Annotated in this window: 36 protein-coding genes; 34 read left to right on the top strand and 2 right to left on the bottom strand. The window is 36.7% G+C overall.

Features of this window, described 5'->3' with window-relative positions:
- Positions 1 to 27: 27 nt before the first annotated feature.
- The 27 genes from PHO71_RS13415 to PHO71_RS13285 all read left to right on the top strand — a co-directional run bounded on the left by PHO71_RS13415 (position 28) and on the right by PHO71_RS13285 (position 13181).
- The gene (locus PHO71_RS13415) at positions 28 to 216 is read left to right on the top strand and encodes a hypothetical protein (protein ID WP_300204263.1); all 189 of its coding nucleotides are present in this window, start codon (positions 28 to 30) and stop codon (positions 214 to 216) included.
- A gap of 101 nt (positions 217 to 317) precedes the next feature.
- Positions 318 to 2036 carry a ParB N-terminal domain-containing protein gene (locus tag PHO71_RS13410; RefSeq protein WP_300204115.1) on the top strand — a complete coding sequence of 573 codons (1719 nt, stop codon included), beginning with the start codon at positions 318 to 320 and terminating at the stop codon, positions 2034 to 2036.
- Between the two features lie 27 nt (positions 2037 to 2063).
- Positions 2064 to 2831, top strand: coding sequence for an HNH endonuclease signature motif containing protein (locus PHO71_RS13405; RefSeq protein ID WP_300204112.1), 768 nt, complete (start codon positions 2064 to 2066; stop codon positions 2829 to 2831).
- A complete protein-coding gene (locus PHO71_RS13400; RefSeq protein WP_300204110.1) occupies positions 2828 to 3268 on the top strand; it encodes a hypothetical protein in 441 nt (146 codons plus the stop codon). The genes PHO71_RS13405 and PHO71_RS13400 overlap by 4 nt, the downstream gene beginning before the upstream one ends.
- A gap of 121 nt (positions 3269 to 3389) precedes the next feature.
- Complete coding sequence (locus PHO71_RS13395) at positions 3390 to 3689, top strand: hypothetical protein (RefSeq protein WP_300204107.1); 300 nt, start codon at positions 3390 to 3392, stop codon at positions 3687 to 3689.
- A gap of 56 nt (positions 3690 to 3745) precedes the next feature.
- Positions 3746 to 4402 (top strand): ParB N-terminal domain-containing protein, encoded by a 657-nt coding sequence (locus PHO71_RS13390; RefSeq protein WP_300204105.1) that lies wholly within the window; start codon positions 3746 to 3748, stop codon positions 4400 to 4402.
- Positions 4371 to 5123 carry a hypothetical protein gene (locus PHO71_RS13385; RefSeq protein WP_300204102.1) on the top strand — a complete coding sequence of 251 codons (753 nt, stop codon included), beginning with the start codon at positions 4371 to 4373 and terminating at the stop codon, positions 5121 to 5123. The genes PHO71_RS13390 and PHO71_RS13385 overlap by 32 nt, the downstream gene beginning before the upstream one ends.
- Before the next feature lie 111 nt (positions 5124 to 5234).
- Positions 5235 to 5783 (top strand): hypothetical protein, encoded by a 549-nt coding sequence (locus PHO71_RS13380; RefSeq protein ID WP_300204100.1) that lies wholly within the window; start codon positions 5235 to 5237, stop codon positions 5781 to 5783.
- 69 nt (positions 5784 to 5852) lie between these two features.
- A complete protein-coding gene (locus PHO71_RS13375) occupies positions 5853 to 6626 on the top strand; it encodes a DUF3560 domain-containing protein (RefSeq protein ID WP_300204097.1) in 774 nt (257 codons plus the stop codon).
- Positions 6627 to 6628: 2 nt separating this feature from the next.
- Positions 6629 to 7093: a hypothetical protein gene (locus PHO71_RS13370; RefSeq protein ID WP_300204094.1), complete on the top strand. Its 465-nt coding sequence runs from the start codon at positions 6629 to 6631 to the stop codon at positions 7091 to 7093.
- Positions 7090 to 7425 (top strand): hypothetical protein, encoded by a 336-nt coding sequence (locus tag PHO71_RS13365; protein WP_300204092.1) that lies wholly within the window; start codon positions 7090 to 7092, stop codon positions 7423 to 7425. Before PHO71_RS13370 ends, PHO71_RS13365 begins: the two co-directional genes overlap by 4 nt.
- A gap of 43 nt (positions 7426 to 7468) precedes the next feature.
- Entirely contained in the window at positions 7469 to 7714 is a 246-nt protein-coding gene (locus PHO71_RS13360; protein ID WP_300204089.1) for a hypothetical protein, read from the top strand.
- A gap of 6 nt (positions 7715 to 7720) precedes the next feature.
- Positions 7721 to 8005: a hypothetical protein gene (locus tag PHO71_RS13355; protein ID WP_300204086.1), complete on the top strand. Its 285-nt coding sequence runs from the start codon at positions 7721 to 7723 to the stop codon at positions 8003 to 8005.
- Positions 8006 to 8044: 39 nt separating this feature from the next.
- Positions 8045 to 8374, top strand: coding sequence for a hypothetical protein (locus PHO71_RS13350; RefSeq protein ID WP_300204084.1), 330 nt, complete (start codon positions 8045 to 8047; stop codon positions 8372 to 8374).
- Positions 8371 to 8964, top strand: coding sequence for a hypothetical protein (locus tag PHO71_RS13345; protein WP_300204081.1), 594 nt, complete (start codon positions 8371 to 8373; stop codon positions 8962 to 8964). Before PHO71_RS13350 ends, PHO71_RS13345 begins: the two co-directional genes overlap by 4 nt.
- A 4-nt stretch (positions 8965 to 8968) precedes the next feature.
- A complete protein-coding gene (locus PHO71_RS13340; protein WP_300204078.1) occupies positions 8969 to 9361 on the top strand; it encodes a YopX family protein in 393 nt (130 codons plus the stop codon).
- The gene (locus PHO71_RS13335; protein ID WP_300204075.1) at positions 9358 to 9573 is read left to right on the top strand and encodes a hypothetical protein; all 216 of its coding nucleotides are present in this window, start codon (positions 9358 to 9360) and stop codon (positions 9571 to 9573) included. Before PHO71_RS13340 ends, PHO71_RS13335 begins: the two co-directional genes overlap by 4 nt.
- Complete coding sequence (locus tag PHO71_RS13330) at positions 9570 to 9779, top strand: hypothetical protein (RefSeq protein ID WP_300204073.1); 210 nt, start codon at positions 9570 to 9572, stop codon at positions 9777 to 9779. The genes PHO71_RS13335 and PHO71_RS13330 overlap by 4 nt, the downstream gene beginning before the upstream one ends.
- 3 nt (positions 9780 to 9782) lie before the next feature.
- The gene (locus PHO71_RS13325) at positions 9783 to 10109 is read left to right on the top strand and encodes a DUF551 domain-containing protein (RefSeq protein WP_300204070.1); all 327 of its coding nucleotides are present in this window, start codon (positions 9783 to 9785) and stop codon (positions 10107 to 10109) included.
- A gap of 80 nt (positions 10110 to 10189) precedes the next feature.
- Positions 10190 to 10474 (top strand): hypothetical protein, encoded by a 285-nt coding sequence (locus PHO71_RS13320; protein WP_300204068.1) that lies wholly within the window; start codon positions 10190 to 10192, stop codon positions 10472 to 10474.
- A 72-nt stretch (positions 10475 to 10546) separates the two neighbouring features.
- Positions 10547 to 10696 (top strand): hypothetical protein, encoded by a 150-nt coding sequence (locus PHO71_RS13315; RefSeq protein WP_300204065.1) that lies wholly within the window; start codon positions 10547 to 10549, stop codon positions 10694 to 10696.
- A gap of 36 nt (positions 10697 to 10732) precedes the next feature.
- Entirely contained in the window at positions 10733 to 10927 is a 195-nt protein-coding gene (locus PHO71_RS13310; RefSeq protein WP_300204062.1) for a hypothetical protein, read from the top strand.
- Between the two features lie 233 nt (positions 10928 to 11160).
- Complete coding sequence (locus tag PHO71_RS13305) at positions 11161 to 11340, top strand: hypothetical protein (RefSeq protein ID WP_300204059.1); 180 nt, start codon at positions 11161 to 11163, stop codon at positions 11338 to 11340.
- A 2-nt stretch (positions 11341 to 11342) separates the two neighbouring features.
- The gene (locus tag PHO71_RS13300) at positions 11343 to 11744 is read left to right on the top strand and encodes a hypothetical protein (RefSeq protein WP_300204056.1); all 402 of its coding nucleotides are present in this window, start codon (positions 11343 to 11345) and stop codon (positions 11742 to 11744) included.
- Positions 11745 to 11746: 2 nt separating this feature from the next.
- Positions 11747 to 12373 carry a hypothetical protein gene (locus tag PHO71_RS13295; protein ID WP_300204053.1) on the top strand — a complete coding sequence of 209 codons (627 nt, stop codon included), beginning with the start codon at positions 11747 to 11749 and terminating at the stop codon, positions 12371 to 12373.
- Positions 12373 to 12663: a hypothetical protein gene (locus PHO71_RS13290; protein ID WP_300204050.1), complete on the top strand. Its 291-nt coding sequence runs from the start codon at positions 12373 to 12375 to the stop codon at positions 12661 to 12663. The genes PHO71_RS13295 and PHO71_RS13290 overlap by 1 nt, the downstream gene beginning before the upstream one ends.
- 14 nt (positions 12664 to 12677) lie before the next feature.
- Entirely contained in the window at positions 12678 to 13181 is a 504-nt protein-coding gene (locus PHO71_RS13285; RefSeq protein WP_300204047.1) for an ASCH domain-containing protein, read from the top strand.
- 97 nt (positions 13182 to 13278) lie between these two features.
- Here PHO71_RS13285 and PHO71_RS13280 read toward each other — a convergent pair whose 3' ends face one another.
- The gene (locus PHO71_RS13280) at positions 13279 to 14400 is read right to left on the bottom strand and encodes an AbiH family protein (protein WP_300204044.1); all 1122 of its coding nucleotides are present in this window, start codon (positions 14398 to 14400) and stop codon (positions 13279 to 13281) included.
- Between the two features lie 125 nt (positions 14401 to 14525).
- On the opposite strand from PHO71_RS13280, the gene PHO71_RS13275 reads away from it, so the two are divergent.
- Positions 14526 to 15266 (top strand): hypothetical protein, encoded by a 741-nt coding sequence (locus PHO71_RS13275; RefSeq protein WP_300204041.1) that lies wholly within the window; start codon positions 14526 to 14528, stop codon positions 15264 to 15266.
- A gap of 134 nt (positions 15267 to 15400) precedes the next feature.
- On the opposite strand, the gene PHO71_RS13270 is transcribed toward PHO71_RS13275, so the two are convergent.
- Entirely contained in the window at positions 15401 to 15715 is a 315-nt protein-coding gene (locus PHO71_RS13270) for a hypothetical protein (RefSeq protein WP_300204038.1), read from the bottom strand.
- Between the two features lie 597 nt (positions 15716 to 16312).
- Here PHO71_RS13270 and PHO71_RS13265 point away from each other — a divergent pair.
- The 6 genes from PHO71_RS13265 (at position 16313) to PHO71_RS13240 (ending at position 24037) form a co-directional block, all read left to right on the top strand.
- Complete coding sequence (locus tag PHO71_RS13265; RefSeq protein WP_300204035.1) at positions 16313 to 17080, top strand: NAD(P)-dependent oxidoreductase; 768 nt, start codon at positions 16313 to 16315, stop codon at positions 17078 to 17080.
- Positions 17081 to 17210: 130 nt separating this feature from the next.
- Positions 17211 to 17744 (top strand): terminase small subunit, encoded by a 534-nt coding sequence (locus tag PHO71_RS13260; RefSeq protein ID WP_300204033.1) that lies wholly within the window; start codon positions 17211 to 17213, stop codon positions 17742 to 17744.
- Positions 17745 to 17840: 96 nt separating this feature from the next.
- Positions 17841 to 19859, top strand: a complete 2019-nt coding sequence (locus tag PHO71_RS13255) for a PBSX family phage terminase large subunit (RefSeq protein ID WP_300204030.1) — start codon at positions 17841 to 17843, stop codon at positions 19857 to 19859.
- 128 nt (positions 19860 to 19987) lie between these two features.
- Complete coding sequence (locus PHO71_RS13250; RefSeq protein WP_300204027.1) at positions 19988 to 21427, top strand: phage portal protein; 1440 nt, start codon at positions 19988 to 19990, stop codon at positions 21425 to 21427.
- Complete coding sequence (locus PHO71_RS13245; RefSeq protein WP_300204024.1) at positions 21381 to 22442, top strand: phage prohead protein; 1062 nt, start codon at positions 21381 to 21383, stop codon at positions 22440 to 22442. Before PHO71_RS13250 ends, PHO71_RS13245 begins: the two co-directional genes overlap by 47 nt.
- Before the next feature lie 17 nt (positions 22443 to 22459).
- Positions 22460 to 24037, top strand: a complete 1578-nt coding sequence (locus PHO71_RS13240) for a phage major capsid protein (RefSeq protein ID WP_300204022.1) — start codon at positions 22460 to 22462, stop codon at positions 24035 to 24037.
- The last annotated feature ends 4 nt before the right edge of the window (positions 24038 to 24041 follow it).

Raw genomic sequence — 24041 nt, 5'->3', positions numbered from 1 at the left:
CAATATCTTATAAATCGAAATGGAATGATGAAAGTCACAATTTACTGGGTAACAAAAGACGAAGCTATCATAAAACGCATAAGAGAGAAATTCGGCATTGATGATTATACGAGTGTTAATGGTGAGACTCCTGCTGAAATAAAGGATGATGACATTGCTTTGTTACGAGAAACTGAAAAACGAGGTTTTATACAACTTCGCTTTAAACCTGAATAAAATGGCGTTAAAATGGCGAAGTTTCTGTTTGCACAACTTGTCATTTTACGATAACTTTACTGATGTAATAAATTAAAAGTCAAACCAATATAATTAGAATTATGGAAGTACAAAACATTAGAATTGACCTTATTAGTCCTTCTCCACTTAATCCGAGAAAGACATTTGATGTAGCAGCTCTGGAAGAGCTTGCAAGTAACATTGAGAAACAAGGCTTATTACAGCCTATTACCATCAGAGTAGCCAAATCCGAAGATGTGACCGATTTGGAAACAGGGGATGTCACCCCGTTGCCATACTCATACGAAATTGTATGTGGTGAACGTCGTTTTCGAGCGATATCCCTTCTGAAAGCAAAAGAAGATGAAGAGAACATTGCAAAAATCAAGGCCCATCGCAAAAAGTCAGAGAATTTTCAAACAATCTCCTGCATTGTCAGAGAGATGACAGATGATGAGGCTTTCGATGCAATGATTACAGAGAACCTTCAACGAAAAGACGTCGATCCCATCGAAGAGGCTTTTGCCTTTGCTACATTAACAGAGAAAGGGCGTACCTTGGAAGATATCGCATTGCGATTTGGAAAGTCTACCCGTTTTGTTTTTGACCGAATCAAATTGAATAATCTTATTCCGGAACTACAAGCCCGGGTGAGAGATGGTGAAATACCGCTATCCGGTGCTATGATTCTTTCTAAGTTGGATAAAGATACACAAAAAGAGTTTCACGAAGAGGAAGATGAACAGTGTACTACAGCTATGATCCGTGATTTTGTAAGTAACTCTTTTATGGAACTTAGTAATGCTGCCTGGATTAAAGATGATTCAGATAATTGGGAGAATGGCAATTTTAAACCATGTTCTCAGTGCGAGAATAATACATGTAATCATGGCTGTTTGTTCTATGAGATGAATAACAAGGATTCCCGATGTATCAATGCTACTTGTTTCGAAAAAAAACAGATAGCTTATGTTGCACGTAAAATCCAATTAGAAAGCGATCATCTTGTTAAAGCTGGTGAACCTTTATCTTTCGGAAAAACAGTAGTTATAGCTAAACATCCCGATTCGTATTGGGGGGAAGAGAGAAAGGCTTTCCATGAGAAAACTTTAGAAGCTGTTAAGCAACTTGGATTTGAAATCGTTAATCCGGATGAAATATTTAGAGGTCAGTGTTGGTACTCAGAAGATGATGAACGCACTTTGAAAATGATTGAAGATGGTGAGGTTTATCGGTGTATTTCATTCTTTGGATATTATTCTCCCGAATTTAAAGTTAATTTCTACTATGTTAGAAAAGAAATGGCTTCCGGTACTTCTGCTGTTGCAGATCCTAAGGAGATAGAACGCGAAAAGATAAATACTCAGTTAAAGAGAAACAAAGAAATTGTCGTCGAAAAAAGTGCTGAGGAAATGCGCAAATGGGCACAGGAAAAGCCATACTGTCAGCGTAAGGAAGAGCTTTCCATTAATGAGCAACTTGTTTTTGATGTGATGGTTCTAAGTAGCTGCAATAGTGAATTTCTGAAAAATCTAAAATTGGGAAAATGGGATAAAAAAAGCGATTTCGTGAACTATGTTAAGAATAATCAAGCAGATAGGACACAATGGTATAGAGCTTTTATTTCCGAATGCTTATCATCGAATAATGTGAATTTTCATCCTTATTTACAGGAATGCCAGAATATTCTTTTCAGCGAACAATACCCGGATGAATACCTTGCCCTTGGTAAGAAACTTGGAGATTCATTTGAGAGAAAACAAAAGAAACTCAATGAGAGACTGAAAGAGCTTGAAAACGATAATACAGAGGAAGCCTAACGGTTTCCTCTCTTTATTGATATGCCTATGAAAACTTGGACTGATGAACAACTCATTATACTAGATAGTGAGTACCCAACTGCTGATTTAAAAGAGCTTGCCGGACGCCTTGGTAAAACGCTTGTAGCTATTAAAGCTAAAGCCTTAGTTCGTAAATTAAAACGTTCACCTGATGCGAGGGTATGGAGCCCGGATAAAAGGCAAAAATTGATAGCTCTTTATCCCGATCATTCCAATCTTGAAATAGCTTCGATGCTTGGTTCAACAGAAAGTGCAGTTGCCGGAATGGCTTTCAAACTAAAATTGAGAAAGTCGGCAGGGTTCTTTTTTGAGCATTCTTCAAAGGGTTTCTTTCCCAAAGGACACCAACCAATGAATAAGGGACGTAAGCAAACAGAATATATGTCAGATGCTCAGATTGAAAAAACGAAAGCTACACGTTTCAAGAAAGGCAATATTCCCGGAAATCATAAGCCTGTTGGCTATGAACGAATAACTAAAGACAAGTATATTGAAGTTAAGACAGCAGAACCTAATGTATTTGAACTGAAACACCGCATTGTGTGGATCGAGCACAATGGTGAAATTCCTCCTGGCTACAATATTCAGTTCAAGGATGGTGATAGACAGAATGTTTGTATCGAGAACCTTTATATGGTAAGCCGATCCGAGCAATTGAAAACAGAGAACTCAATGTATGCCCGATATCCTGAGGAGGTACAATATCTTATCAAACTAAAGGGAGCTCTGAATAGACAAATTAATAAAGCAACAAAAAATAATGAATCATTATGAGTGAAAGTGCAATAGATAGACTTAAAGAGATGGTAAATAAGCCGTTTCTATATCAGAATGAAGAGATAGTAATTCTCAACTATTGTGATGGTACCGGTGATGATGGTACGGAAGTAGAAATTTACCTGAATAATGGAAAGGTACTAATCTTTAGCATGTTCGATTTGGCTTCAAAATTGAATCGTTTCCGGCCTATTACCAATACTGTGATCGTACTTGCCAACGAACGTTTGAATAAAGTATCAACTGTAAATCCTACCATTTTGCAGGACTTGAGAGATTTGGTTCTTAAACAAATTAAGGAGGTAAAAGATGATCCTGCCAAAGTAAATCAGGCGAAACAGGTTTTCCAAGGTGTAAACACTGTCATTAACCTTGCAAAAACTGAATTGGAATACAGGAAATATTTAGATACAACAGATCCTTTAAGTAAATAATCGAAAAACTCTAGTGAATATGTGTAGGTATAGAAGATTCATAAATCGGTTTCACATTAGAGATCAACCTCTATAAAATCGTGTGAGATTATAATTAGTCAAACAATTTAACCTGATCGATATGATAACATTGAATAAATTGGCTTCTAAAATATTGGAAATAATAGAGTGCCGATTTCATATGAATAATCATACTTCTAAAAAGGCTTTTAGTTTAAGGATAGCGGCGGCATGGAGAAAATTTGATGAGTTATCTGAACAACAAAGTGATTGCATTCAGAATAACCCGGAATACAAAAAACGAGCTGCTGATATAATTATTATCACTGTTGCTTTTATGAAACATTATGGATGCAAGGATATCGAAGATGAAATAAGAAAGGCAATAGAACTATTAGAGAAGCCCGATAAATCCGATTAGAATGTTACTGACTATGTGTGTTGTTGAATTTGTGATGTTGATTAAATAGTTAGTGTATGATAGAAACAATTCCTATTGCCCTTATGGACTTCAATAAAGGGCAATTGACGGGGCTACCTAAGAACCCTCGTTTTTTTCGTGATTATCGCTTTGAAGCGATGAAAAAAAGTATTCAGGATTCCCCTGAAATGCTTGAACTCCGAGAACTTATAGTTTTTCCATATAATGATGGCCGGTACATTGTTGTTTGTGGAAACCTTCGTTTACGAGCCTGTAAGGAGCTTGGTTACAAAGAACTACCATGCAAGGTTCTGGCACCAGATACCCCGGTAAAAAAACTCAGAGAATACGCCACAAAGGATAACGTCAATTTCGGTGAGAACGACATGGATGTTATGGAAAACGAGTGGAATAAAGCTGAACTACAGGATTGGGGTATTGAGTTCGCACCAGAAAAGAAAGAGGATGAATTTAAAGAGCGTTTCGACACAATAACAGACGATACGGCTATCTATCCTCTCATACCTAAGTTCGATGAAAAACATGAGTTATTTATCATTACCTCAAGTAATGAGGTAGATAGTAACTGGCTTCGTGAAAGACTGGATATGCAGCACATGAAGTCCTACAAGACGGGGAAAGTAAGTAAATCTAATGTAATTGATATAAAAGATGTTCGCCATGTCCTGCAAAATAGTAATACCAAGCCATAAGCGTCATGACAGGGTATTCGCTAAGAAGTTGGTGAATGATCCTATCATTTGCGTTGCTGAAAGTCAAGCTGACTTATATCGGCAGTTCAATCCTGAATGTGAAATAGTAACTCATCCGGATGATGTAATAGGGCTGATCCCTAAACGTAATTGGATGGCCAAACATTTTCGTGATATCTTTATGCTCGATGATGATGTTCACGCCTGCAAAGCTATCTATGCTGAGAAGGGTGAACCGTGCCGGGTGAAAGATAAGGATAGAATCACCTACATCATTCAGTCATTATATGAAATGGCATGTCTGATGGATGTTCATCTTTTTGGTTTTACTTCTCGAATCTCGCCTGTTATGTATGATGAAACAGGTTTTCTTTCTCTTTCAAAGATGATAACCGGTTGCAGTTATGGAGTAATCTATAACAAAAATACTTGGTGGAACGAGGAAATAAGGCTTAAAGAGGACTTTTGGATAAGTTGCTATATGAAGTATAAAGAGCGCCGAATATTGACAGACCTTCGTTATAATTTCGAGCAAAAGAACACTTTTGTAAATGCCGGTGGACTCGCTTCGATTAGGAATCAGGAAGAAGAGCGTAAATCTATCCTTTTCATTAAAAAGAATTTTGGTGATAGTATATTACTGAAGAGTGCAACGAATAATGGAAAGGACAAAACAAAGCAACTTGTACAGCATAACATATCCTGCAAATTCAAGTTCTAATAACCTGTAAAAAAGGCGTTTAAATGGCGTTCATTCTGTTTGCTATATCCGTCTTTTTTAGCTAAATTTACTGATGTAATAAACTAAAAGTCAAACCATTAAATTAGAATTATGATTATTAGAACAGTTTGCGGATATGATTTCTTTGAGGTGAGTTCTGCTATGCAAAAAGCTATTCGGCGAGCTGATACCGGAGTAGCTGGTTTCTTTGCATTAGAACTTTGGGCTAGTGGATACCGCGACTATGTGTGGAAGCGCCTGTTTACTATCAGTGCAGAAGATTGCTTCGGTATCATTACAAAAGAGGTCGAAGCATTATGGCAAGGGCACGAACTTGTAAACAAGAGTGCTGCTGAACCGAAAGGAAGGATATTTGTAAGTAAAGCAGTTATTCTCCTTTGCGAATGTAGGAAGAACCGGGACGCAGACCATTTACAGAACCTCATTTACGATAGGAAGGATGTTGATATTGAAAAATGGATAGAAGATGTCAGGCGATATCCTATTCCCATTCCTCCTTACACTTTTGATGTGCATACAAGGAAAGGGAAGAAGATGGGAAGGACCAAAGAAGAATTCTTCCGGGATGAATACGAAGCATTAAAGCCGCGTGTTCCCGGTTTATTTGATGATTTGCTTCCTACTGATAAGTCGAAGTAATGATTAGACCACGGTTTAGGCTGTGGTCTTTCAATTTTATATAAGTCAAACCAAAATAACCAAAAAATTATGAACAGAAAAGAAAAACAGGAAGCAAGAGTTGATAGATTAAGAGAGCTTGCTAAAAGAAGCTATGAAGCTTCGGATGCTGCTTGTCGGCAATCATCAAAGATGGCAAGTATTATTCCCATGGGACAGCCGGTTCATGGGTTGGCAGACCGTAAATATCGTGATAAAATAGGTGCGAAGATGGATAAGAGTATTGAGCTTTCTCGTAAGGCTGAGTACTTTGAGCGCAAAGCCGAAGCTGCTGAAAATAACACTTCTATTTATCTAGGAGATGATGATGCGGTAGACCGACTGCAGGAAAAGGTTGAATCTTTAGAGAAAGCTCAAGGGATGATGAAAGCTGCTAATAAGATAGTCCGGAGTAAGAAGCTAAATGATATTGCAAAGATTGAGCAGCTTCAATCATTAGGTTTTTCAGAAGAAAAATCGGTTAAACTTACTGAGCCTGATTGTTACGGTGAGTATGGTTTTGCCTCTTACACACTGACCAATAATAGTGCACGTATTCGTGATGCAAAACAAAGGCTAGAACGTGCTAAAATGTTAAAAGAAACAGCCACTAAAGAATATGTAATTAAGAGTGTGCGCATAGTTGAGAACTCCGAAGAGAATCGTTTACAATTGTTTTTCGATGGTGTTCCAGACGAAGAAATCCGATCACAATTAAAACATAATGCTTTTCGGTGGTCCCGATTTAATGGTTGTTGGCAATCATATCTCAATCGTTGGCAGATTGATCGTGCAAAAATGATCTTGAATTCAATATCTGAATAATCATGGGAGAGTTATCAAGAAAAACCTCATTACAAAGGGTAATGAGGTCATCAGGTCGTGTCCCTATTGAGTGTAAGTGTAGTCAATGTAAGAATCAGTGTAAAACTGTTTGTCTAGGTACACCGGAAGATATCGAAAAAATTATTGATGCCGGTTACGCTGATAGACTGGCTTTGACTCATTGGGCTGCCGGTATTTTTCTAGGAGTGATTAATGCTCCTATTCCAATGATTCAGCCTGTTGCCGGGAAAGAGTATTGTGCTTTCTTCGAGAATGGTTTATGTGTGCTGCATGATAAAGGGCTGAAACCTACTGAGGGACGTTTATCCCATCATACCATTAGGAAAGACAATTTCAATCCATCTATGAGTATAGCATGGAATGTCGCTAAAGAATGGCTAATGCCAGAGAATAGAGAAGCCATTTCTCGTGTATTATACAAGTTTCTAAATGAACGAAGGATATGAGTACGCATTTATTTGTACGTGTTGATTGCAAAACATTTGCAAAATGTGGAATTAAATCTCTTTCGCATTGTCGGCGATATCGTGGTGAAGATAATTATTGTAAGGGATGCACCCTCATTCGTCGTAAGCCTCGAAATCGAGTGTTTGATACGGATGGTAGAGAGATGAAAAAATGTACTCATTGTGGACGCTATTTCTATCTTAATCGGTTTTATACGAATACGATTACTTCACATGGAAAGAAATACCAATGTTTATCGTCATGGTGTCGTATGTGTATGTCAGATGTAAATAGTGAGAGGGCAAAGCGAAAGAAACAATCTTTGATTTAGAAAGAAGATTTAAACTTGATTTATAATTAAAAATTGAATTGATATGAAAACTACAGTTGTTTCATGTGTGATTTTATTGGTGTGCCTAGTATATGCAGGTCACTTATCTATTACTGTTAAACCGTTTACGAACCAGCTTCCTTACTGGCATCGTTCTCTTGGATTATTCTTATTGATCCTCTCTTTTATAGTCTATAATACCGGTGAACGTGCAAAAGGTTACGCCGATGGGCTGGAAGAGGGGAAAAGAATAGTACTTGAATTGTTGAAGCGAAAACCTAATCAATAATGAATTATGAAATTAGAATTTATAGAAATAAATACGCCACGGTGCAAAGAAATGTACATAAGGCATATAACTGAATTGGTACATATTCCTGTCTTAGAAAATGATACTTGGAATAATCTGTTTGATAAAGTTCTTTCCTTCAGAGATAAAGAAGAGTATAAATCTGCGGCAAAAGAATGGGTTGAATTAAACAGAGATAGACCCGATCCTGAAGTTTTAGATCAAAAGATATTTTCTGAATCTCTTGGTGGAACTTTAGCGTATGCAATTTTCAATTTAAAGAGAATTTGAATATTAACGTAGCCTGAAAAGGTTCAAAACAAAATAAATATGAGCAAGAACAATTACCGTTATGTAGCTTATGATGCTGCAAACGGAGACTATGAAGAGTTTGAAACGCTAAAAGAGGCAGAAGACTGGCTGAAAGAAGGTGATGGAGAAGGAATATCTGATGAAGCCTGTTGCGGTCAAAACTACATTGCAGAAATCCAGTATCGGTCTGTCGTCACTAAGACTGATGAGAAAGCAAACTATCATGTACATACAGATAAGTGTCCTGAAGATTGCGATAAGGAAGAATGGCCGTATTCCGACGACTTTGATTGGATAGGTCATCACTCATACGAGAAGATAGACTGGAGTAAAGAATTAAATGAATGAAAGCAATGAATTTAAACGAACTAAGTGATAAAGCGTATAAAATCGCTTGTGAGCATGGCTTCCATGACACAGAACTGAGTAACGAACACTGTCTTTGCCTTGTTATCTCCGAGCTAATGGAAGCGGTAGAAGCAGACAGGAAAGGGAAGCACTTCAAAGGTAAAGGCAAATTTGAAATGGAATACAATCGGTATGCTGCGCTGGTGGAAGAAACCAAACGTTTTGCTTCCGCCTTTGAAAAATACATCAAAGATACCGTTGAAGATGAGCTTTCCGATGCTGTCATCCGCTTGCTCGACCTTGCCGGACTTCGAGAAATAACCCTCGGACTAGCAACGAAGGACATAAATGATTCTATTGGCGACATGGCAGAAACCTGTAAAGATGAAACGTTCACGGAGAGCATATATGCGATATCCACTCTACCTGCGAGATATGAAGGGCTGTATGACTTTGCCACAACCGTGAATGATATGTTGTCATTCATCTTTGGTCTTGCCAAGCACTTGAATATTGATTTGCCCTGGCATATCGAGCAGAAAATGAAGTATAACCAATCCCGTGAGAAGATGCACGGGAAAAAGTATTGAGAGTATGAGAATTATAAAATTTAGAGGAAAGACATCCTGTTTAGATAATAATGAATGGGTATATGGAGACTTACACATTATTTCAAAAAGGCCTCATATACACAGTATCAGTTCAAATTGCCCACTGAGTATAGATGTAAATACAGTCGGTCAGTTCACCGGACTACTCGATAAGAACGGTAAGGAGATATATGAAGGGGATATAATAGGAAGAGAGCATAACGAAATCAAAGTAGCAGCGTATGTTATTGAATATATTGAAGGCGGATTGTATGCAAGAAGTGTGATAAGCGGTGCCGTATTTCAGATGTCAATAAAATCTGCAACTAATGATCGATACTACATTATCGGCAACATCCACGATAACCCAGAACTACTGAAAGGAAGTAAAGAATGAGAATAAAAAGGAAGTATTACTTTGTTTCGTATGCTTATAGCAAAGGGTTTGGCAACCGTACACTTTTCATAAATGATGATGTATTTCTTATTAATGAAGTCTCTGAATTTATAAAAGAGAATTTAATACCGGAGAGTGATGTAGTTATCTTATACTATAAAGAACTTTCAAAAGAAGAGTATGAAGCACAAACGAAAGGGGGTAATAAATGAGTAAAATCAAAAGAATAGCCATCGTTACCGCAGTTGGCGCAAATATATATGCTGTTGGAATCGGTGGTGTGACTCATATTGTATGTGCGGACAAGAGGGTATCAGAAGAATTGTTTGTAGACATTTACAGAGTAATGAATGGACGTACCACGATAGCTGAAATCAGTGCATCGTGCCCATTGGTAATAGATTATGAGGAGGAATAAACCATGAGCGAATTAGAAAAAGCAGAAAGAGAGTATGCGGAAAACCTGAACAAGTACTTGCTTGATTCAGCGCAACACTGCTCTGTTTGCGATGTAAAGTTTGCATTTATATACGGTGCAGAGTGGCAAGCCAAGCAATCCCCGTGGATCAGTGTGAAAGAGCGATTGCCTAATTCAGGTAAACTTGTTAATGTAAGATGTCGCAATAAAAATAAAGAGGATGGTATCTGGTTATGTGATGTTTGCTTCATTGATGAAGATACAAATACTTGGGGAGAAAGATACCATACATGGGAAACTATTACTCACTGGATGCCAATACCAGAATAAAGTGCCACCTCTGTCGGACAATACGATGGTTATGTACAGAGGGTGATATTACTCTCTATAAACTAATAAAATTAAAATTTATGGAAATTAAAAGAGAAGATGCCTGTCAGGCATTAATTGATGGCAAACTCGTTATTGCGTACTTTGGTAAAAATGGAGATTACAAACTAAGCCATTTGGGAGCACCTTTAGAAATACGTGTGATTGGAAATACTTTTTGCACATATACCTCTCCCGGAGGCGTTAGTACAAGGAAATTAAAAGGGAAAAATATCATGAAAGCTCTTTGTGAGAGATTTGATGTTCTTGATATTCATCCTGTTTTCATTTTGGACAAAAGACCTATTGGAGAACCACTGAATTAATCATTTACCCAGTCCCCACCTAATTAACCCATTGATTAGTAATCAGTAAGGTGGGGACTTAATTTTTTAACAATGGAACAACTAGATAATAACCTCTACGCTGAAGCATTGAAGAAAGCGTTGAAGGTAGACTTTATTTCAAACAGCCAAGAACTCAAACAATATGCTAATGCTCTTTACTCTGCTATGATGTGGGGTAGAGGAATTGATGAAAAGAATTAACCAGCAGGGCGAAAGCCCTGCATAATATAGAAGATTATGACAAAAGAAGAGCAAGAAAAATTGGATATTGTATTAAAGACTGAATTTAGCTTAAATGAAGCCGATGCAATAAGCAGGGTTATTAGTGATAACGAATCATCTGAGATAACTATGATTCATTTACTTACTTTGATTCATAAAAATAACATCGAAGACATAGAGAATTACGATGAACTGATTGATAAGTATTAGGTTTAATCCGGTAGCCTTCGGGCTACCACAATATAGATGATTATGGCAGAACCTAAATATAATTGTGTTCATTGCAGAAAAGATGGCACTTGTGAAATGTGGCAGAGAACTATTCATTTGAAAGAAGTAAATACAAAAAGATACCACCGCTCAGAATCTTTTGAGCACCCTCGCTCTTGCGCTGATTTTGGTAATTGTAGAGATTTTAAAGAACGAATTAACAACAAGTAATCATGAAGACGATTTCAATAGACGTAAAAGCAACGAATGTAGAGGTAAGACCTAATATGACATTTGTTAATCTGATTGCTGATGTATCAGAGAATGAGATAGATAGTATTCTTGACAGCATAGATAAAGATGTTATCGCTGAGTATATGAGTAGTAATGGTTATGTATGTGAAAAAGAATGATTATGAGAATGACACAGCAAGTTCTTTCAATAGAACAAATGAGGCACCTTAAAGATTTAGGTGTAGATACAAGTGGTGCAAGTATGGCATGGCAGTCAGGCGTATGTATGAAAGATAGAGATGAATGGCTTCTTTACGCTTATGGCAACTGCAATTTGTCTTATCGGTATGTAGAAAAAACATTCACCTTGCAAGATATACTTGAACTGTTTCCGAAGCTGATAGTACAGAACAATTCATTTCTTGATATAAGGCCAAATATTATTTATTCAGGGTTATGTGTTTCGTATGTAGATGTAAACAGCCATGAAACAATAGAAGTGTTTCGTTCAGACAATCTTCTTGATGCCGCATACGAAACACTCTGTTGGCTTGCTGAAAATGATTATTTAAACAAGAAATGATTATGGATATACCAGAAATCAAAAGAAGAGTTGATTTGCTCAAAATGGCAAATAACAAAAAGTATTGCCTTATACCTGAACTCGCTAAAGAGTTAAAGGTAAGCAAAACGGATTTAATGCAGTTTGTGCTTGATAACCCTAAGTTGTTTCATGTAGATAACCAATGGTCGTACAAAGATAAGGCTGTTTATCGAAGTGTGTCAGGTGTTAAGTTTAAAGACACTGACAGGGTTAAGAATAAGAATTTGGGATTAGGTATTGAGCAGGTTTATCTTTCACCGAAGGATAATTTCAGAACTGAAGAGTGGCTAGAAGCTCAAATAGCTATTAAGGCTAAATATATTCATATCTCTGAGTTTGATTATTACGGTGTACAAGGGTATTTTATTAGTATTGATAAAGAATCTGGTTCAAAGTATAAAGAATGGTTATGGCGCAATACAGCGGCTAAAGTGGAAGAAATACAATCTCTTGGTGTTCTTCATAAGGGCGTGTTTTATACTGGCGGTTATGGTGATAGCTCTGTGCATCCGGTAGATTACGCTATATCACCTGATGGATTAGAGAAAATAAAACAAGCAGGTTGGACTTTTAATGAACTAAGTCCGATTCAGAAAGGAGGCAAATAATGAAGAATATTTTCACACAATGCTTTTCTATAGAAGAAGCAGATCATTTGGGAAGTTTTTTGATGTCGAGAGGATATGAAGGTGTTCAAAATGACAGTTATAGATATTGCAAATTATCTATTGAACGTGCATTGATTGATAATGAAAAACATAATAGAGTATATATCTATGTTGGTGTAAATGGTTGTCAAATGGTAGTAGGGCGTAACAAAAAACAAATGAGACATAAAGGTTCTTATAAGTTCATAGAGAAAAAGAGAGTTTTTGAAAAATTGTTGGAAAGATATTAATAACCAATTTAGAAATGAAAGCTATTTCAGAAAAACAGCCGTGGGCTTCGTTGATTGTTCATGGTATTAAAGACATCGAAAACAGGACATGGCCATGCCCTAAAAAATATATAGGTAAACGTGTACTTATTCATGCGAGTGCAAAACCTGTTAAAATGATAAATCCTAATAGTGTGTTTACAAAAGCTCAATGGGATAGTCTCTCTGTCGAGTTCCAGCGGAAAATAATATGTGTAGATGGCATTGTCAATTCTGCAATTATTGGTAGCATTGAGATAATAGATTGTGTAATTAATCATCCGTCCATCTGGGCTGAGAAAACAGAAAATTATACTATTGGTATGAACCCTAAGATCCATGAGGGCATTACTGGAAAGAAAGTTATATATAACTGGGTATTAGCTAATCCCATACTATTCCCTGAACCTATTCCGACAAAAGGGAAATTGTCATTTTGGGAGTATCCTAATATCAACTCAGAAGACGACATCTGCTTATGTAATTTGGTTATAAATTAGAAGAAACAAGTAACTAGCTTCGGAGAGTATTACCGATGTGCATACTGCGGTTGCAAATGGAATAAATAATAATAGGGGATCATAGGTGACATAATAGTTAGTTATGAATTATGCTGTCAATTTTTTTATCATTATCAACATACATTTTGATGTATTTTCTTAATTGGGTTGGATTATTGGCACATTCATCAGTCTTAATAATTTGGAGATTATTCAATCCATATAAAGATGTCAAATTCCAGTTTGTCATTTCTTGTAATGAGCGTTTTATCTCAATTTCTGATTTTGCATCTTTAGTGAAAATTGTAATATTCTTCTTTTGGGGATTAGTGGATGAAGATTGCCTTTCAAAAAAGGCTTTAAAATATTGGCTGTCATTTATGCCTAATGAATGTCCAAATATTGTAATATCATCAGCATCCATTAAATCATATACAATAGTAGGAGGATTATATTGAGAATCAAATGATTTTTGTATGAAATCATAGTTTTTGTCTATGTATTCATCTTTTGTTCCTAAAATGATATTTCCGTTTAAACATGAGCCATGTACATACTTAACTGCATCATTAAATTCCATAGCAAAACTAGAGTTTGGAACTATTGCTCCAAAGCTTGTATAGTTAAAAGAGTATATGACAATTTCATCATTCACATTACTTTGGATAAATGTTCTTGCTACGGTAGCTGCTACTGAGTTTTCATTAATGGCTTCTTTTTGGATTTTTATTAGGTATTTTATTAACCCATCTTTAATTAACTGTATAGCTTTTTTGTCTCGATCAATTGGAGAGTTTAGCACATCTTCATGTGATAAACAGATTATGTAAGAAAGTCCAGGCTTGGATAATACGCCTATCCTTAGTAGTCTATTAACAGTCTCAGCATTTGTTTGTATTAAATCATTGTATTCGGAAATACCACGATAGGCATGTATCATTTCTAAAATTTTTCTTTCTTTGCTATCATATAAATCGAATGGGTGTCCATTATTCTCTTTGATTTTAGTATAATAAAAGCTTAATTCATTCTCCAAATCATACCATTTGACCACATCTAAATTATCATTCCATTTGTCATTTAGATGTTTGATTAAAGAAGCAGGGTAGTCTTTGGGGCAAAACTCAGATCCGCAGAAATCCTTGTATGAAGTCTTTCTACCTAAGCAAAGGTCAAATCCATTACCTAATATCAGTACTCTTTTCTTGTCTTTATCCATGTTACAAAGGTAAGGAAACATTGTAATAATAGGAAATGATCTAGATAATTATGATGGTTATTAGAAATTATTTTTTCTTTGAATAATAATCATAACTTTGCATCATGAATAAACGAAGAACTAATATGAAAGAGAAACTACATTGCATTCTTATTGTAGCTAATGCAATTTCTATAATACTTATTTTGCAAATAGTATTTGAGGCGATTCCATTAATTGAATGTTCGTTCAATCAACATCAGATAAGTCAAATAAATAATTTAATACTGGATATCAGTATAGGTGTACTTCTTAGTAGTTTATTTTATTATTTATTAGTTTATGTACCCGGAAAAAGAAAATTAAAAGTGGTCAGACAAATAAATCATGTAAACTTAATCAGAATTGCTAATTGGATGCAACTTATCATTGGTTATGTTTCAGAACGATGTTCATTAGGAGTTGAAGGAGATTTTTACAAAAAAATAAAGTCAGCTGAATTTGATAAAGTAACAAGGATTGGTGTAGGAGATGGAGTTAATTATTGTAAATACGAAGAAACAATAAGAGAACGTCAGTATTCATTTGGAGAGTATATTGATACTATTCATCTTCAAATTAACAAAGAGAATACTATTAAATTTATTGAGGAAATAACTAGCTCTCCTACTATTATATATGAAGATGAGGAACTTGTAGCTATTTTGTCTAAAATAAAAAAATGTCTATTCTTCATTTTTATTGATGAGATTAAAACTCAAGTGAACTCTAAAAACTATAACTATACACCTTTTAAAAGCGAAACTATTTGTGAATTTCATCAATTATATATTTCTTTGTTAAAGTATGTGACACCTTACCCTATTGTAATAACCGCAATTGAATAGCTCTAAATAAAGTAATTGCAGGACGAACAACAGTTTTAATTCATTAATATATTGAAATTACCAAAAATGACCGCCGTTCCTCACTGTTAAAACAATGTAGGTAACGGCGGTACCCGGTTAGGGGGAAAGTATTATTAGCTATATATAAAATTACGAATACGATCAAGAGTTTGTTCTAAAAAGAATTCGGTAATGCGATTTTTAGCAGTAGTCAATGAATAAATTTTGCGCCTGCTATATTTTTGTTTATTCAATTTGACTGTTTCCAAAGCAGATTTAATTAAACAATATGCGCATTCCAAATCATTAATATTATATTTTTCCCGGCTTAAAATGGCTAAATCTCCATATAGCTCTTGAAGGAAAATATATACGTTATCTGAACTTTCCAAATCTTTTTCTGCATTACAAGGACAGTTGCAGCTATGCTCAAAAATACATTGTTTCATGGCCTTGTTGTTTTCTGTGAATCTAATCTGTCAAAGAGTTCATTCAGAGACATATTCCGGATAGCGTTTTTTTCTTGCGTTCTAGATCTTTCCATTTCTGATATTGTCTGATTCAGAGCTAAGATCGTTTTATTCTGACTTTCAATATGTAACCACATGAAAGTAATGATAGAGAATAGAATGATAACCAATAGTGTGGCAATCATGCCAACTATGAATGTATCTTCAGAGAAATAAGATGTGTGCCTCATACCGTTCTGTTTTACGCCAATTGGGCACAAAAACGCACCCAATCCAATATACAGGCCGGAGGTGCAGCGAACAACCTTACATAACTTATACTGAACGGGTGCGCATATCGTTGTTTTAAAACAAAACATACGAATCCCAGTTCAGCTTTCGTTGTATGCGGGGTTAAGTTTCGCTGCTTTTCCGGCACTGAAAGCTGAATATGTAATGTACTCCTATGGAGTATTGATGCAGATATAGCGAAAAGAATATACTCTACAATAAAATGGAGTATTAATTCCAAAATACCAATAGAAATATGTTGAACCCTGGGCGTATCATTAACTAGATACGCCCTTAATTTTTGTGATGATGAAAGTAATAGTAACCGGCAGTGAGGGTTTTATAGGTAAAGCTCTCTGCCAAGAATTAGTAAAAAGAGATGTTGAGGTAATAGGTATCGACCGGAAAAACGGCACTGAAGCTTCAAAAGTATGTGAGCTTTTAAAATCAGGTGATATCGACTGTGTATTTCACCTGGCAGCGCAAACGAGTGTATTCAATGGAAATTTGGAGCAGATCCGGAAAGACAACATTGATACCTTCATGCGCGTTGCCAATGCTTGTAACCAATATCATGTAAAGTTAGTTTATGCCAGCTCATCAACTGCAAATCCGGAGAATACTACGAGTCTCTACGGTATAAGCAAATATTTTGATGAGCAGTATGCATCAGTATATTGTAAGAACGCAACCGGTTGTCGGCTGCACAATGTGTACGGACCAAACCCACGTAAAAGAACTCTTCTCTGGTTCCTGATAAATAAGGAAAGTGTGTCCCTATACAATTGCGGTCAGAACATCCGTTGCTTTACTTACATAGATGATATTGTCGAAGGCCTTATCTATGCAATAGGCTCCAACAGGCAGTTAATCAACATCTGTAATGTCCAGCCTGTGACTACTATGTATTTTGCAACTTTAGTAAAATACCATAAACCTCTTGAAATAGAGTTGATTAACAAAAAACGCAATTTTGACAATTTGGAGCAATCGGTGAACCGGAATATCTATTTAGTACCTTTGTCCTATACGTCAGTCGAGGACGGAGTAAAGAAAATATTCGCCATGCGGTGAAAGGATAATCCTCAAAAAAATGCAGGGGCGAAGAAATAGAAATCCTATGAGTGTACAACCATTCTAATTTATTCCTGTGGGCTGAGTAACTTTTATCGTTTCTCCCCGCAGGAATTTAATAATTGAAGCTATGAGTGAAGAGAAAACATTAACATTAAAGCAAGAGAAGTTCTGCCATTATTACGTAGACACTGATGGTAATGCTAGTGAAGCATATCGAATGTCTTATGATGCTTCCAAGATGAAACCAGAGAGTATTTGGGTAGCTGCATGTAGACTTCTCAAAGAGACTAAGGTGTCTATAAGGATAAATGAAATAAAGACTAAGAGAGCCAAAGAGTCTGAAATTAAGCGTGAAACAGTTGAAAAAGTACTCATGGATATCATCCTTGCTGATCCAAGTGATTTGTATATAGTCGATGAACATACAGGGAAAGTTAAGATGAAGAGTCCGTCTCAGCTTCCAAAGCGTGTTCGTAATGCGTTGAAGAAAATGCAGAATAAGAAAGGTGAGGTTACTTATGAGTTCAACGGTAAGACAGATGCCGCCCGGTTACTTGGTGCCTGGAATGGATGGGAGGCAGATAAGAATGTCAATCTTAACAGTGGTGACGGGAAGAAGATCGGAGAATTACGTATCGGATTCGGTGAAGAAGATAAGTAGCATTTAGATAGAATATTCTCACTATTACAAAAAGACAAAAATAATATTCTGAAATGCTTGTCATCTCAGCTGTAAGTAAAAGCAAAGTGTCAGAAGATGGTTATAAACTATAAGAAGATAAATCCTAATGGATTCTACATGCTGCAATATTTGAATGATGAGACAATTCGTTTTATCATTCTTTATGGTGGATCATCTTCCGGTAAGTCTTATAGTGTGGCACAAACTATACTGATACAGACATTACAGGATGGTGAGAATACTCTTGTCATGCGTAAGGTAGGAGCTTCTATTCTTAAAACCATCTATGAAGATTATAAGGTCGCTGCGGCCGGTCTTGGTATATCCCATTTGTTCAAGTTCCAGCAGAATGCAATCAAATGCCTGGTTAATGGAGCTAAGATAGATTTTTCTGGTCTTGATGATCCGGAGAAGATAAAGGGTATCTCCAACTACAAGCGTGTTCAGTTAGAGGAATGGTCAGAGTTCGAGCATCCGGACTTCAAACAGATACGTAAGCGCTTACGTGGTAAGAAGGGACAGCAGATTATTTGTACTTTCAACCCGATCAGTGAAAGCCATTGGATAAAGAAAGAATTTATAGATAAGGATAAATGGCATGATGTTCCAATGACTGTAACAATCTCCGGTAAAGAGTTACCAGAAGAACTGACTACGGTCAAATCCGTAAAGAAGAATGCGCCCAGACAGATACTCAATCCTCGTACAAAACAAATCGAGGAACAGGAATCAAATGCTGTCATTATCCAATCCACCTATCTGAATAACTTCTGGGTAGTTGGCAGTCCGGATGGTACCTACGGATTTTATGATGAGCAATGTGTTGCCGACTTTGAATATGATAGAATACACGATCCGGATTATTACAATGTGTACGCATTGGGAGAATGGGGTGTTATTCGTACTGGTAGCGAGTTTTTCGGCTCGTTCAATAGAGGCAAGCATTCAGGTGAACATAAATATGTCCCGGGCCTACCTATTCATATATCAGTCGATAATAACGTTCTCCCATATATCAGCGTATCGTACTGGCAAGTAGATTTCACTACCGGTACCAAGGTCTGGCAGTTCCATGAGACGTGCGGTGAAAGTCCAAACAACACAGTTAAGAAGTCTTCTAAGCTTGTGGCTAAGTATCTGAAATCAATCGAGTATAGTGATAAAGTCTACGTACATGGTGACGCCTCAACAAAAGCCGCTAACAGTATTGATGATGAAAAACGGTCATGGATGGACTTATTTATAGATACGTTACAGAAAGAAGGATTTGAGATCGAGGATAAGGTAGGTAACAAGAATCCTAGTGTTGCGATGACCGGTGAGTTTATCAATGCGATCTTTGATTGTATTGTTCCTGGCATAGAAATATATATCGACGAATCATGTTCAGTATCTATTGAGGACTACATGAGTGTACAGAAGGACGCCAACGGTGCTATTCTCAAAACTAAGGTAAAGAATAAAACCACCATGCAAAGTTATGAGGAACATGGCCATTTATCTGATACATTCAGGTATGTTGTTGTAGACCTCTGCAATGAGCAGTACACAGAGTTTAGTAACCGGAGAAAGAGAAATTTGTATGCTGGTAAGGGTATGCTCGGCTTTTTCAATCCGGAAAGTCAGAATGTGTACACGCAGCGACTTGTATATGTTATGCCAAACGTAGAAGGTACATTCGTTTTTGTTCAAGCTTTCCGTTGTGGTGATAAGTGGCATTTGGTTGATGCGATATTTAGAGAGGCATCATCAATTGAAGAAATCAAATCTGCTTGTTTGTCACATGAGGCTAACACATGTTTGTTTGAATGTTCGTCTGCATATTATCAGACAGTACGGGAATTGAGGGAAACAATGCATCGTACCGAGGTAAGAGTAAAGAAAGAGTTTACTGATGTGGATAAACGGATAGCTGCTACTTCGGATTTTATAAAGAGTAATATTTTGCTTTCATCTAAAAAGTTAGAGGAATCTCAGGAATATAGTGACTTTATCACTAATCTTTTGGACTATAATATTAATAGTGATAATAAGAGTTCAAGTATTATTTTGAGTGGTCTTGCATATCACATAATAAAATCGTTCCCAGAATAATTTTGTATGTAATTTCTTGTTATATAGTGATTTAAGCTGTGTTTTGCTCCTTTCTGATTTTTCAAGATTTTAGTGTTTTGAGAAACCGATTATTCATATCCCTACATTTGTTTCAAACTAAGAAATAAATGAGTTGGTTCAGTAAGAAATCTAAGTCAGAGGAAGAACCTGTACAAGATGCTAACGTAGAAGACGTAAGTGAGACAGGCGAAGAAAAGAAACTTCCTGAAGGGAGAAAGATATCCGTTGAAGAATTATTTTCTTCACCATATGTTTGTTCTCGAAATTTTCTTGCACTCTTTCAATCTGTGCCGGAAGTTTTTTTCCCAATCGACTATATTGCGTCTCGTATAGCTGGTGCAAGCTTCCAATTTAAGAAAGTAAAGGATGATAGTGTAGTCTGGGCAAATAAGAATTTGAATCAGATACTTCTTAGACCTAACTGTCTAATGACATGGAAACAAAATGTATATCAGCATTTTGTCTATAAGCTGTGTCTGGGTAATAGCTTTACACGTGCCGCCATGTCTGATAACTTCACTAACGTTGAGAAATGGCGTTATTGTTCAAACTATTGGGAATTACCTGCTGATGCAATGGAAGTTCTTCCTGTTTTGGGTAGTAATATTCCATTATTCGGTATAGCTGACCAGGAAGAAATAATCAGAGGATATCGTTTGAATTATGGTGCATTAAGTACTATGAGTATTGCAGTTAATCAAGTATGGCATGATAGGGATGGATGTGTGAGCTATTACTCTGGAAATGGGTTTATGAAATCACAAAGCCGACTTATGTCACAGATGAAACCAATATCAAACCTTATTGCTGTTTATGAAGCACGTAACGTCATCTATGTAAAACGGGGTGGCTTAGGATTCCTTATTAATTTGAAACAGGATGAAACCGGATCTATAGCGATGACTGATGATGAGAAAAAAGATATACTTCAACAGCATTATGGTAAATATGGAGTGGGTAAAGATCAGTTACCTTACGGATTATCTGATATACCATTGGGATTTGTACGTACGAATCTCACTATTGCTGAGTTACAGCCTTTTGAGGAAACACTTGCAGACGGAATTAGTATAGCAGGTGCCTATGGTATTCCTGCTGTATTGGTTCCTCGTAAAGATCAAGCTACATTTAGTAATCAATCTACGGCAGAAAAGAGCGTCTATAGTTCTATCATTATCCCTTTTGCAAAACAATTCTGTCGTGAGTTTACAGAGTTTTTAGGGCTTGAGTCAAGCGGTTATTACCTCGACTGTGATTTCTCCGATGTGGATTGTCTGCAAGAAGGATTGAAAGAAGCTGAGGAGGTAAAAACCAATATCAATACCCGGTGTAAAGACCAATTTCTGAGTGGGCTGATAACCTACAATGATTGGCGTGCGCAAATCGGTGAGAGTAAATTTGAAAATCCCATGTTCGACAAAACGCTTTTTGAGATGTCGGACAAGGAACGAGAAATAATAAAACAGATTTTTAGTCTTAACACAAAAAGTGAAGTTGAAAATGGAAGAGAAAGTCAAAAGCCTTCAATACAAGACAAAGGCAAATGATGTTGATGAGAAAGGTGTCGTTACAGTTGCGGTTAATGGTATCGGTGTGAAGGACTCACAGAAAGACATATCCATGCCTGGATCATTCAACAAGACATTAAAGGAGAATATTGTTCGAATGCGCTGGTTTCTTAATCATCGCGTAGAACAACTGTTAGGAGTTCCGTTGAGTGGAAAAGAAGATGACGGGAATTTGATTATGGCCGGTCAGATGAATCTTAAAAAACAGATGGCACTGGATATCTTGGAAGATTACAAACTATATGCTGCACATGGCCGGACATTGGAACATTCTATCGGAGTTCAGGCAATCAAGCGTGATACAGTAGATCCTTGTAAAGTACTTGAATGGCGAATGATGGAATATTCCACATTAACAGGCTGGGGGAGTAATCCTCAGACTTTTCTTGTGAATATCAAATCAGCTACTGCCGATCAGGTAAAGGAAGCTGTTGATTTTGTCCGGAAAGCGTTCTTGCAGCATGGGTATAGTGACGAACGTTTAAAGGGTTATGATATGGAATTAAACTTATTGCTAAAAAGCCTCAACGGTGGTACCGTTGTTTCATGTCCTCATTGTGGTTATCAGTTCGATTATGACGCAGAAACAGAGCATACCTTTGCACAACAGGTGCTCGATTATGCTGCTGATTATCAAAGATGGATAACTCAGGACATTGTGAGAGAAGAAATGGAGAAACTGACTCCTGAGATTAGAACTCAGGTGATTTCTCTAATTGATTCTGTAAAGTCGAAAGAACAAGATTTCACTCAAAAGAGTCTGCAAGATCTTATGAATTATGTAAGATGTCCTCATTGTTGGGGAAAAGTATATCGTTCGAATACTATTCTACAAAATACTCCTGAAGATACTACCGGGAAGTCAGAGCCGTCAAATGACACTCTGGAAGAGAATACCGGAGAAAATGGTAAAGATGGAGTTATGACTAAAGCCGCTGATAATAGCACTTTATTCGATTTCAAAAGTTTGAATAGCTGTTTCGGTAATAAATAACTTAAAATTTAGATTTTATGCCAATTAGAAAATTTACAGTATCAGATTTTAATCTGAAAACTGATGGTCTGCCTACAGAACAGAAAACCTTTATGGAAAACATTGCCGGTATGATGTGCGATGTAGTTAATAAATCACTTGAAGGAGTAATGACGCCCGATGATGTCACTAAACAGTTTGGAGACATTAATTTGATGTTGAAATCCTATGATGGTGAACAGTTTCAGCAGCTTGTTAAAGACAACGAGCAACTTGTGGATCAAGTAAAGAACCTTGGTGAAAGTCTTGAAAAGATGAAGCAAAAGGGCTTGTCAATGGATACTATCAACAAGTTTGATGAAAAGTTGAATGAAATGCTTGATAGTGATAAATTCAAGGAGTTTGCTGTCGGTCATAGTCGCAAGACAGGTTCTTTCGAAGGCTTCAGTTTGAAAGACATTGTTTCCATGACAGATAACTACAGCGGTGAATTCATGATTACCCAGCAACAAAACCGCATTGTCAGCCAGGTAAGTAATCAGAAGATTCACATGCGCAATGTTATTACAACATTGCAGGGTGATCCTTCCTATACACAGCTTGCTTTCACTCAGATCTATGACTTCGATAGAAATGCTCGGTATGTTACAGAAAACGGTCGTTTACCCGAATCAAGTATCAAGGTTAAAGAGGTACAAACAGGAACAAAACGCCTTGGTACACATATTCGGATTTCTAAACGTATGCTTAAGAGCCGTGTTTTCATCAGAAGTTATATTTTGAATATGCTTCCTGAAGCTGTATGGCTGGCAGAAGATTGGAATATGCTCTTTGGTGATGGTAATGGTGAGAATTTATTAGGTGTTACTAATCACACTGGTGTTCTTCCGGTTGAGAGTATCATTAAAGATACTATTATTAAGGGCGAAGCTGGTTGCGTGAAGTCTGTTGTAGGACACAACGGCAATAAGGATACGATTGTTGAGTTCACAAAACCGTATGACTTAATGCTCAATGGAATGGTTATCACATTTGCAAAAGCTGTTGTTGTAACAGACTTGAATAAGGCAAATCCGATTATTAAAATGAACGATCGTCAAATATTGCTGAAAGGTGTAGCCTTTGCCGGCGCAGAAACAGCCGTTGATGACATGACATTCACTGTTAATAATTCATTTTTCCAAAGTATTGAAGCGCCCAATTCTGAGGACATTATCAAAACTGCATTTGCTGTGATGACTTATGCACAATACTATCCGAATGCTATTACGCTTAATCCGTCAGATGTTAATGCAATGGAATCAGAGAAAGACACAACTGGACGTAATCTTGGTATTGTCAAGGTTGTGAATGGTGTTAAGCATGTTGCTAACCGTCCGATTGTTGAAAGCACAGGTATGCTGCCCGGTAAATATTTTCTTGGTGATATGCACATGGGGGCATCTATTGTTGATTATACGAATCTTGCACTTGAATGGGCTGAGGATGTTGAAACTAAGTTGTGTAATGAGGTTGTACTTATCGCCAGTGAAGAGGTGATTTTCCCTGTTTATAATCCGTGGGCTTTTGCTTATGGGGATTTGGCTGAATTAAAAGAAGCGATTACTAAAGTGTAAGGCT

The sequence above is a fragment of the Bacteroides sp. genome (genome assembly GCF_028690125.1).
Classification (GTDB): Bacteria; Bacteroidota; Bacteroidia; order Bacteroidales; family Bacteroidaceae; genus Bacteroides.
Note: the sequence above shows the minus strand (reverse complement) of the source record. Positions and strands in the feature narration are given on the sequence as shown.

Excerpts from the sequence above, each read along its gene's own strand:
- PHO71_RS13375 (WP_300204097.1), top strand. The coding sequence starts at position 5,853 with ATGAACAGAAAAGAAAAACAGGAAGCAAGAGTTGATAGATTAAGAGAG.
- PHO71_RS13295 (WP_300204053.1), top strand. The coding sequence starts at position 11,747 with ATGGATATACCAGAAATCAAAAGAAGAGTTGATTTGCTCAAAATGGCA.
- PHO71_RS13330 (WP_300204073.1), top strand. The coding sequence starts at position 9,570 with ATGAGTAAAATCAAAAGAATAGCCATCGTTACCGCAGTTGGCGCAAAT.
- PHO71_RS13290 (WP_300204050.1), top strand. The coding sequence starts at position 12,373 with ATGAAGAATATTTTCACACAATGCTTTTCTATAGAAGAAGCAGATCAT.
- PHO71_RS13340 (WP_300204078.1), top strand. The coding sequence starts at position 8,969 with ATGAGAATTATAAAATTTAGAGGAAAGACATCCTGTTTAGATAATAAT.
- PHO71_RS13300 (WP_300204056.1), top strand. The coding sequence starts at position 11,343 with ATGAGAATGACACAGCAAGTTCTTTCAATAGAACAAATGAGGCACCTT.
- PHO71_RS13400 (WP_300204110.1), top strand. The coding sequence starts at position 2,828 with ATGAGTGAAAGTGCAATAGATAGACTTAAAGAGATGGTAAATAAGCCG.
- PHO71_RS13395 (WP_300204107.1), top strand. The coding sequence starts at position 3,390 with ATGATAACATTGAATAAATTGGCTTCTAAAATATTGGAAATAATAGAG.
- PHO71_RS13275 (WP_300204041.1), top strand. The coding sequence starts at position 14,526 with ATGAAAGAGAAACTACATTGCATTCTTATTGTAGCTAATGCAATTTCT.
- PHO71_RS13370 (WP_300204094.1), top strand. The coding sequence starts at position 6,629 with ATGGGAGAGTTATCAAGAAAAACCTCATTACAAAGGGTAATGAGGTCA.
- PHO71_RS13390 (WP_300204105.1), top strand. The coding sequence starts at position 3,746 with ATGATAGAAACAATTCCTATTGCCCTTATGGACTTCAATAAAGGGCAA.
- PHO71_RS13310 (WP_300204062.1), top strand. The coding sequence starts at position 10,733 with ATGACAAAAGAAGAGCAAGAAAAATTGGATATTGTATTAAAGACTGAA.
- PHO71_RS13285 (WP_300204047.1), top strand. The coding sequence starts at position 12,678 with ATGAAAGCTATTTCAGAAAAACAGCCGTGGGCTTCGTTGATTGTTCAT.
- PHO71_RS13360 (WP_300204089.1), top strand. The coding sequence starts at position 7,469 with ATGAAAACTACAGTTGTTTCATGTGTGATTTTATTGGTGTGCCTAGTA.
- PHO71_RS13250 (WP_300204027.1), top strand. The coding sequence starts at position 19,988 with ATGAGTTGGTTCAGTAAGAAATCTAAGTCAGAGGAAGAACCTGTACAA.
- PHO71_RS13355 (WP_300204086.1), top strand. The coding sequence starts at position 7,721 with ATGAAATTAGAATTTATAGAAATAAATACGCCACGGTGCAAAGAAATG.
- PHO71_RS13345 (WP_300204081.1), top strand. The coding sequence starts at position 8,371 with ATGAAAGCAATGAATTTAAACGAACTAAGTGATAAAGCGTATAAAATC.
- PHO71_RS13265 (WP_300204035.1), top strand. The coding sequence starts at position 16,313 with ATGATGAAAGTAATAGTAACCGGCAGTGAGGGTTTTATAGGTAAAGCT.
- PHO71_RS13325 (WP_300204070.1), top strand. The coding sequence starts at position 9,783 with ATGAGCGAATTAGAAAAAGCAGAAAGAGAGTATGCGGAAAACCTGAAC.
- PHO71_RS13280 (WP_300204044.1), bottom strand. The coding sequence starts at position 14,400 with ATGGATAAAGACAAGAAAAGAGTACTGATATTAGGTAATGGATTTGAC.
- PHO71_RS13255 (WP_300204030.1), top strand. The coding sequence starts at position 17,841 with ATGGTTATAAACTATAAGAAGATAAATCCTAATGGATTCTACATGCTG.
- PHO71_RS13365 (WP_300204092.1), top strand. The coding sequence starts at position 7,090 with ATGAGTACGCATTTATTTGTACGTGTTGATTGCAAAACATTTGCAAAA.
- PHO71_RS13315 (WP_300204065.1), top strand. The coding sequence starts at position 10,547 with ATGGAACAACTAGATAATAACCTCTACGCTGAAGCATTGAAGAAAGCG.
- PHO71_RS13305 (WP_300204059.1), top strand. The coding sequence starts at position 11,161 with ATGAAGACGATTTCAATAGACGTAAAAGCAACGAATGTAGAGGTAAGA.
- PHO71_RS13405 (WP_300204112.1), top strand. The coding sequence starts at position 2,064 with ATGAAAACTTGGACTGATGAACAACTCATTATACTAGATAGTGAGTAC.
- PHO71_RS13260 (WP_300204033.1), top strand. The coding sequence starts at position 17,211 with ATGAGTGAAGAGAAAACATTAACATTAAAGCAAGAGAAGTTCTGCCAT.
- PHO71_RS13415 (WP_300204263.1), top strand. The coding sequence starts at position 28 with ATGAAAGTCACAATTTACTGGGTAACAAAAGACGAAGCTATCATAAAA.
- PHO71_RS13270 (WP_300204038.1), bottom strand. The coding sequence starts at position 15,715 with ATGAAACAATGTATTTTTGAGCATAGCTGCAACTGTCCTTGTAATGCA.
- PHO71_RS13380 (WP_300204100.1), top strand. The coding sequence starts at position 5,235 with ATGATTATTAGAACAGTTTGCGGATATGATTTCTTTGAGGTGAGTTCT.
- PHO71_RS13385 (WP_300204102.1), top strand. The coding sequence starts at position 4,371 with ATGTCCTGCAAAATAGTAATACCAAGCCATAAGCGTCATGACAGGGTA.
- PHO71_RS13320 (WP_300204068.1), top strand. The coding sequence starts at position 10,190 with ATGGAAATTAAAAGAGAAGATGCCTGTCAGGCATTAATTGATGGCAAA.
- PHO71_RS13350 (WP_300204084.1), top strand. The coding sequence starts at position 8,045 with ATGAGCAAGAACAATTACCGTTATGTAGCTTATGATGCTGCAAACGGA.
- PHO71_RS13240 (WP_300204022.1), top strand. The coding sequence starts at position 22,460 with ATGCCAATTAGAAAATTTACAGTATCAGATTTTAATCTGAAAACTGAT.
- PHO71_RS13245 (WP_300204024.1), top strand. The coding sequence starts at position 21,381 with ATGGAAGAGAAAGTCAAAAGCCTTCAATACAAGACAAAGGCAAATGAT.
- PHO71_RS13410 (WP_300204115.1), top strand. The coding sequence starts at position 318 with ATGGAAGTACAAAACATTAGAATTGACCTTATTAGTCCTTCTCCACTT.
- PHO71_RS13335 (WP_300204075.1), top strand. The coding sequence starts at position 9,358 with ATGAGAATAAAAAGGAAGTATTACTTTGTTTCGTATGCTTATAGCAAA.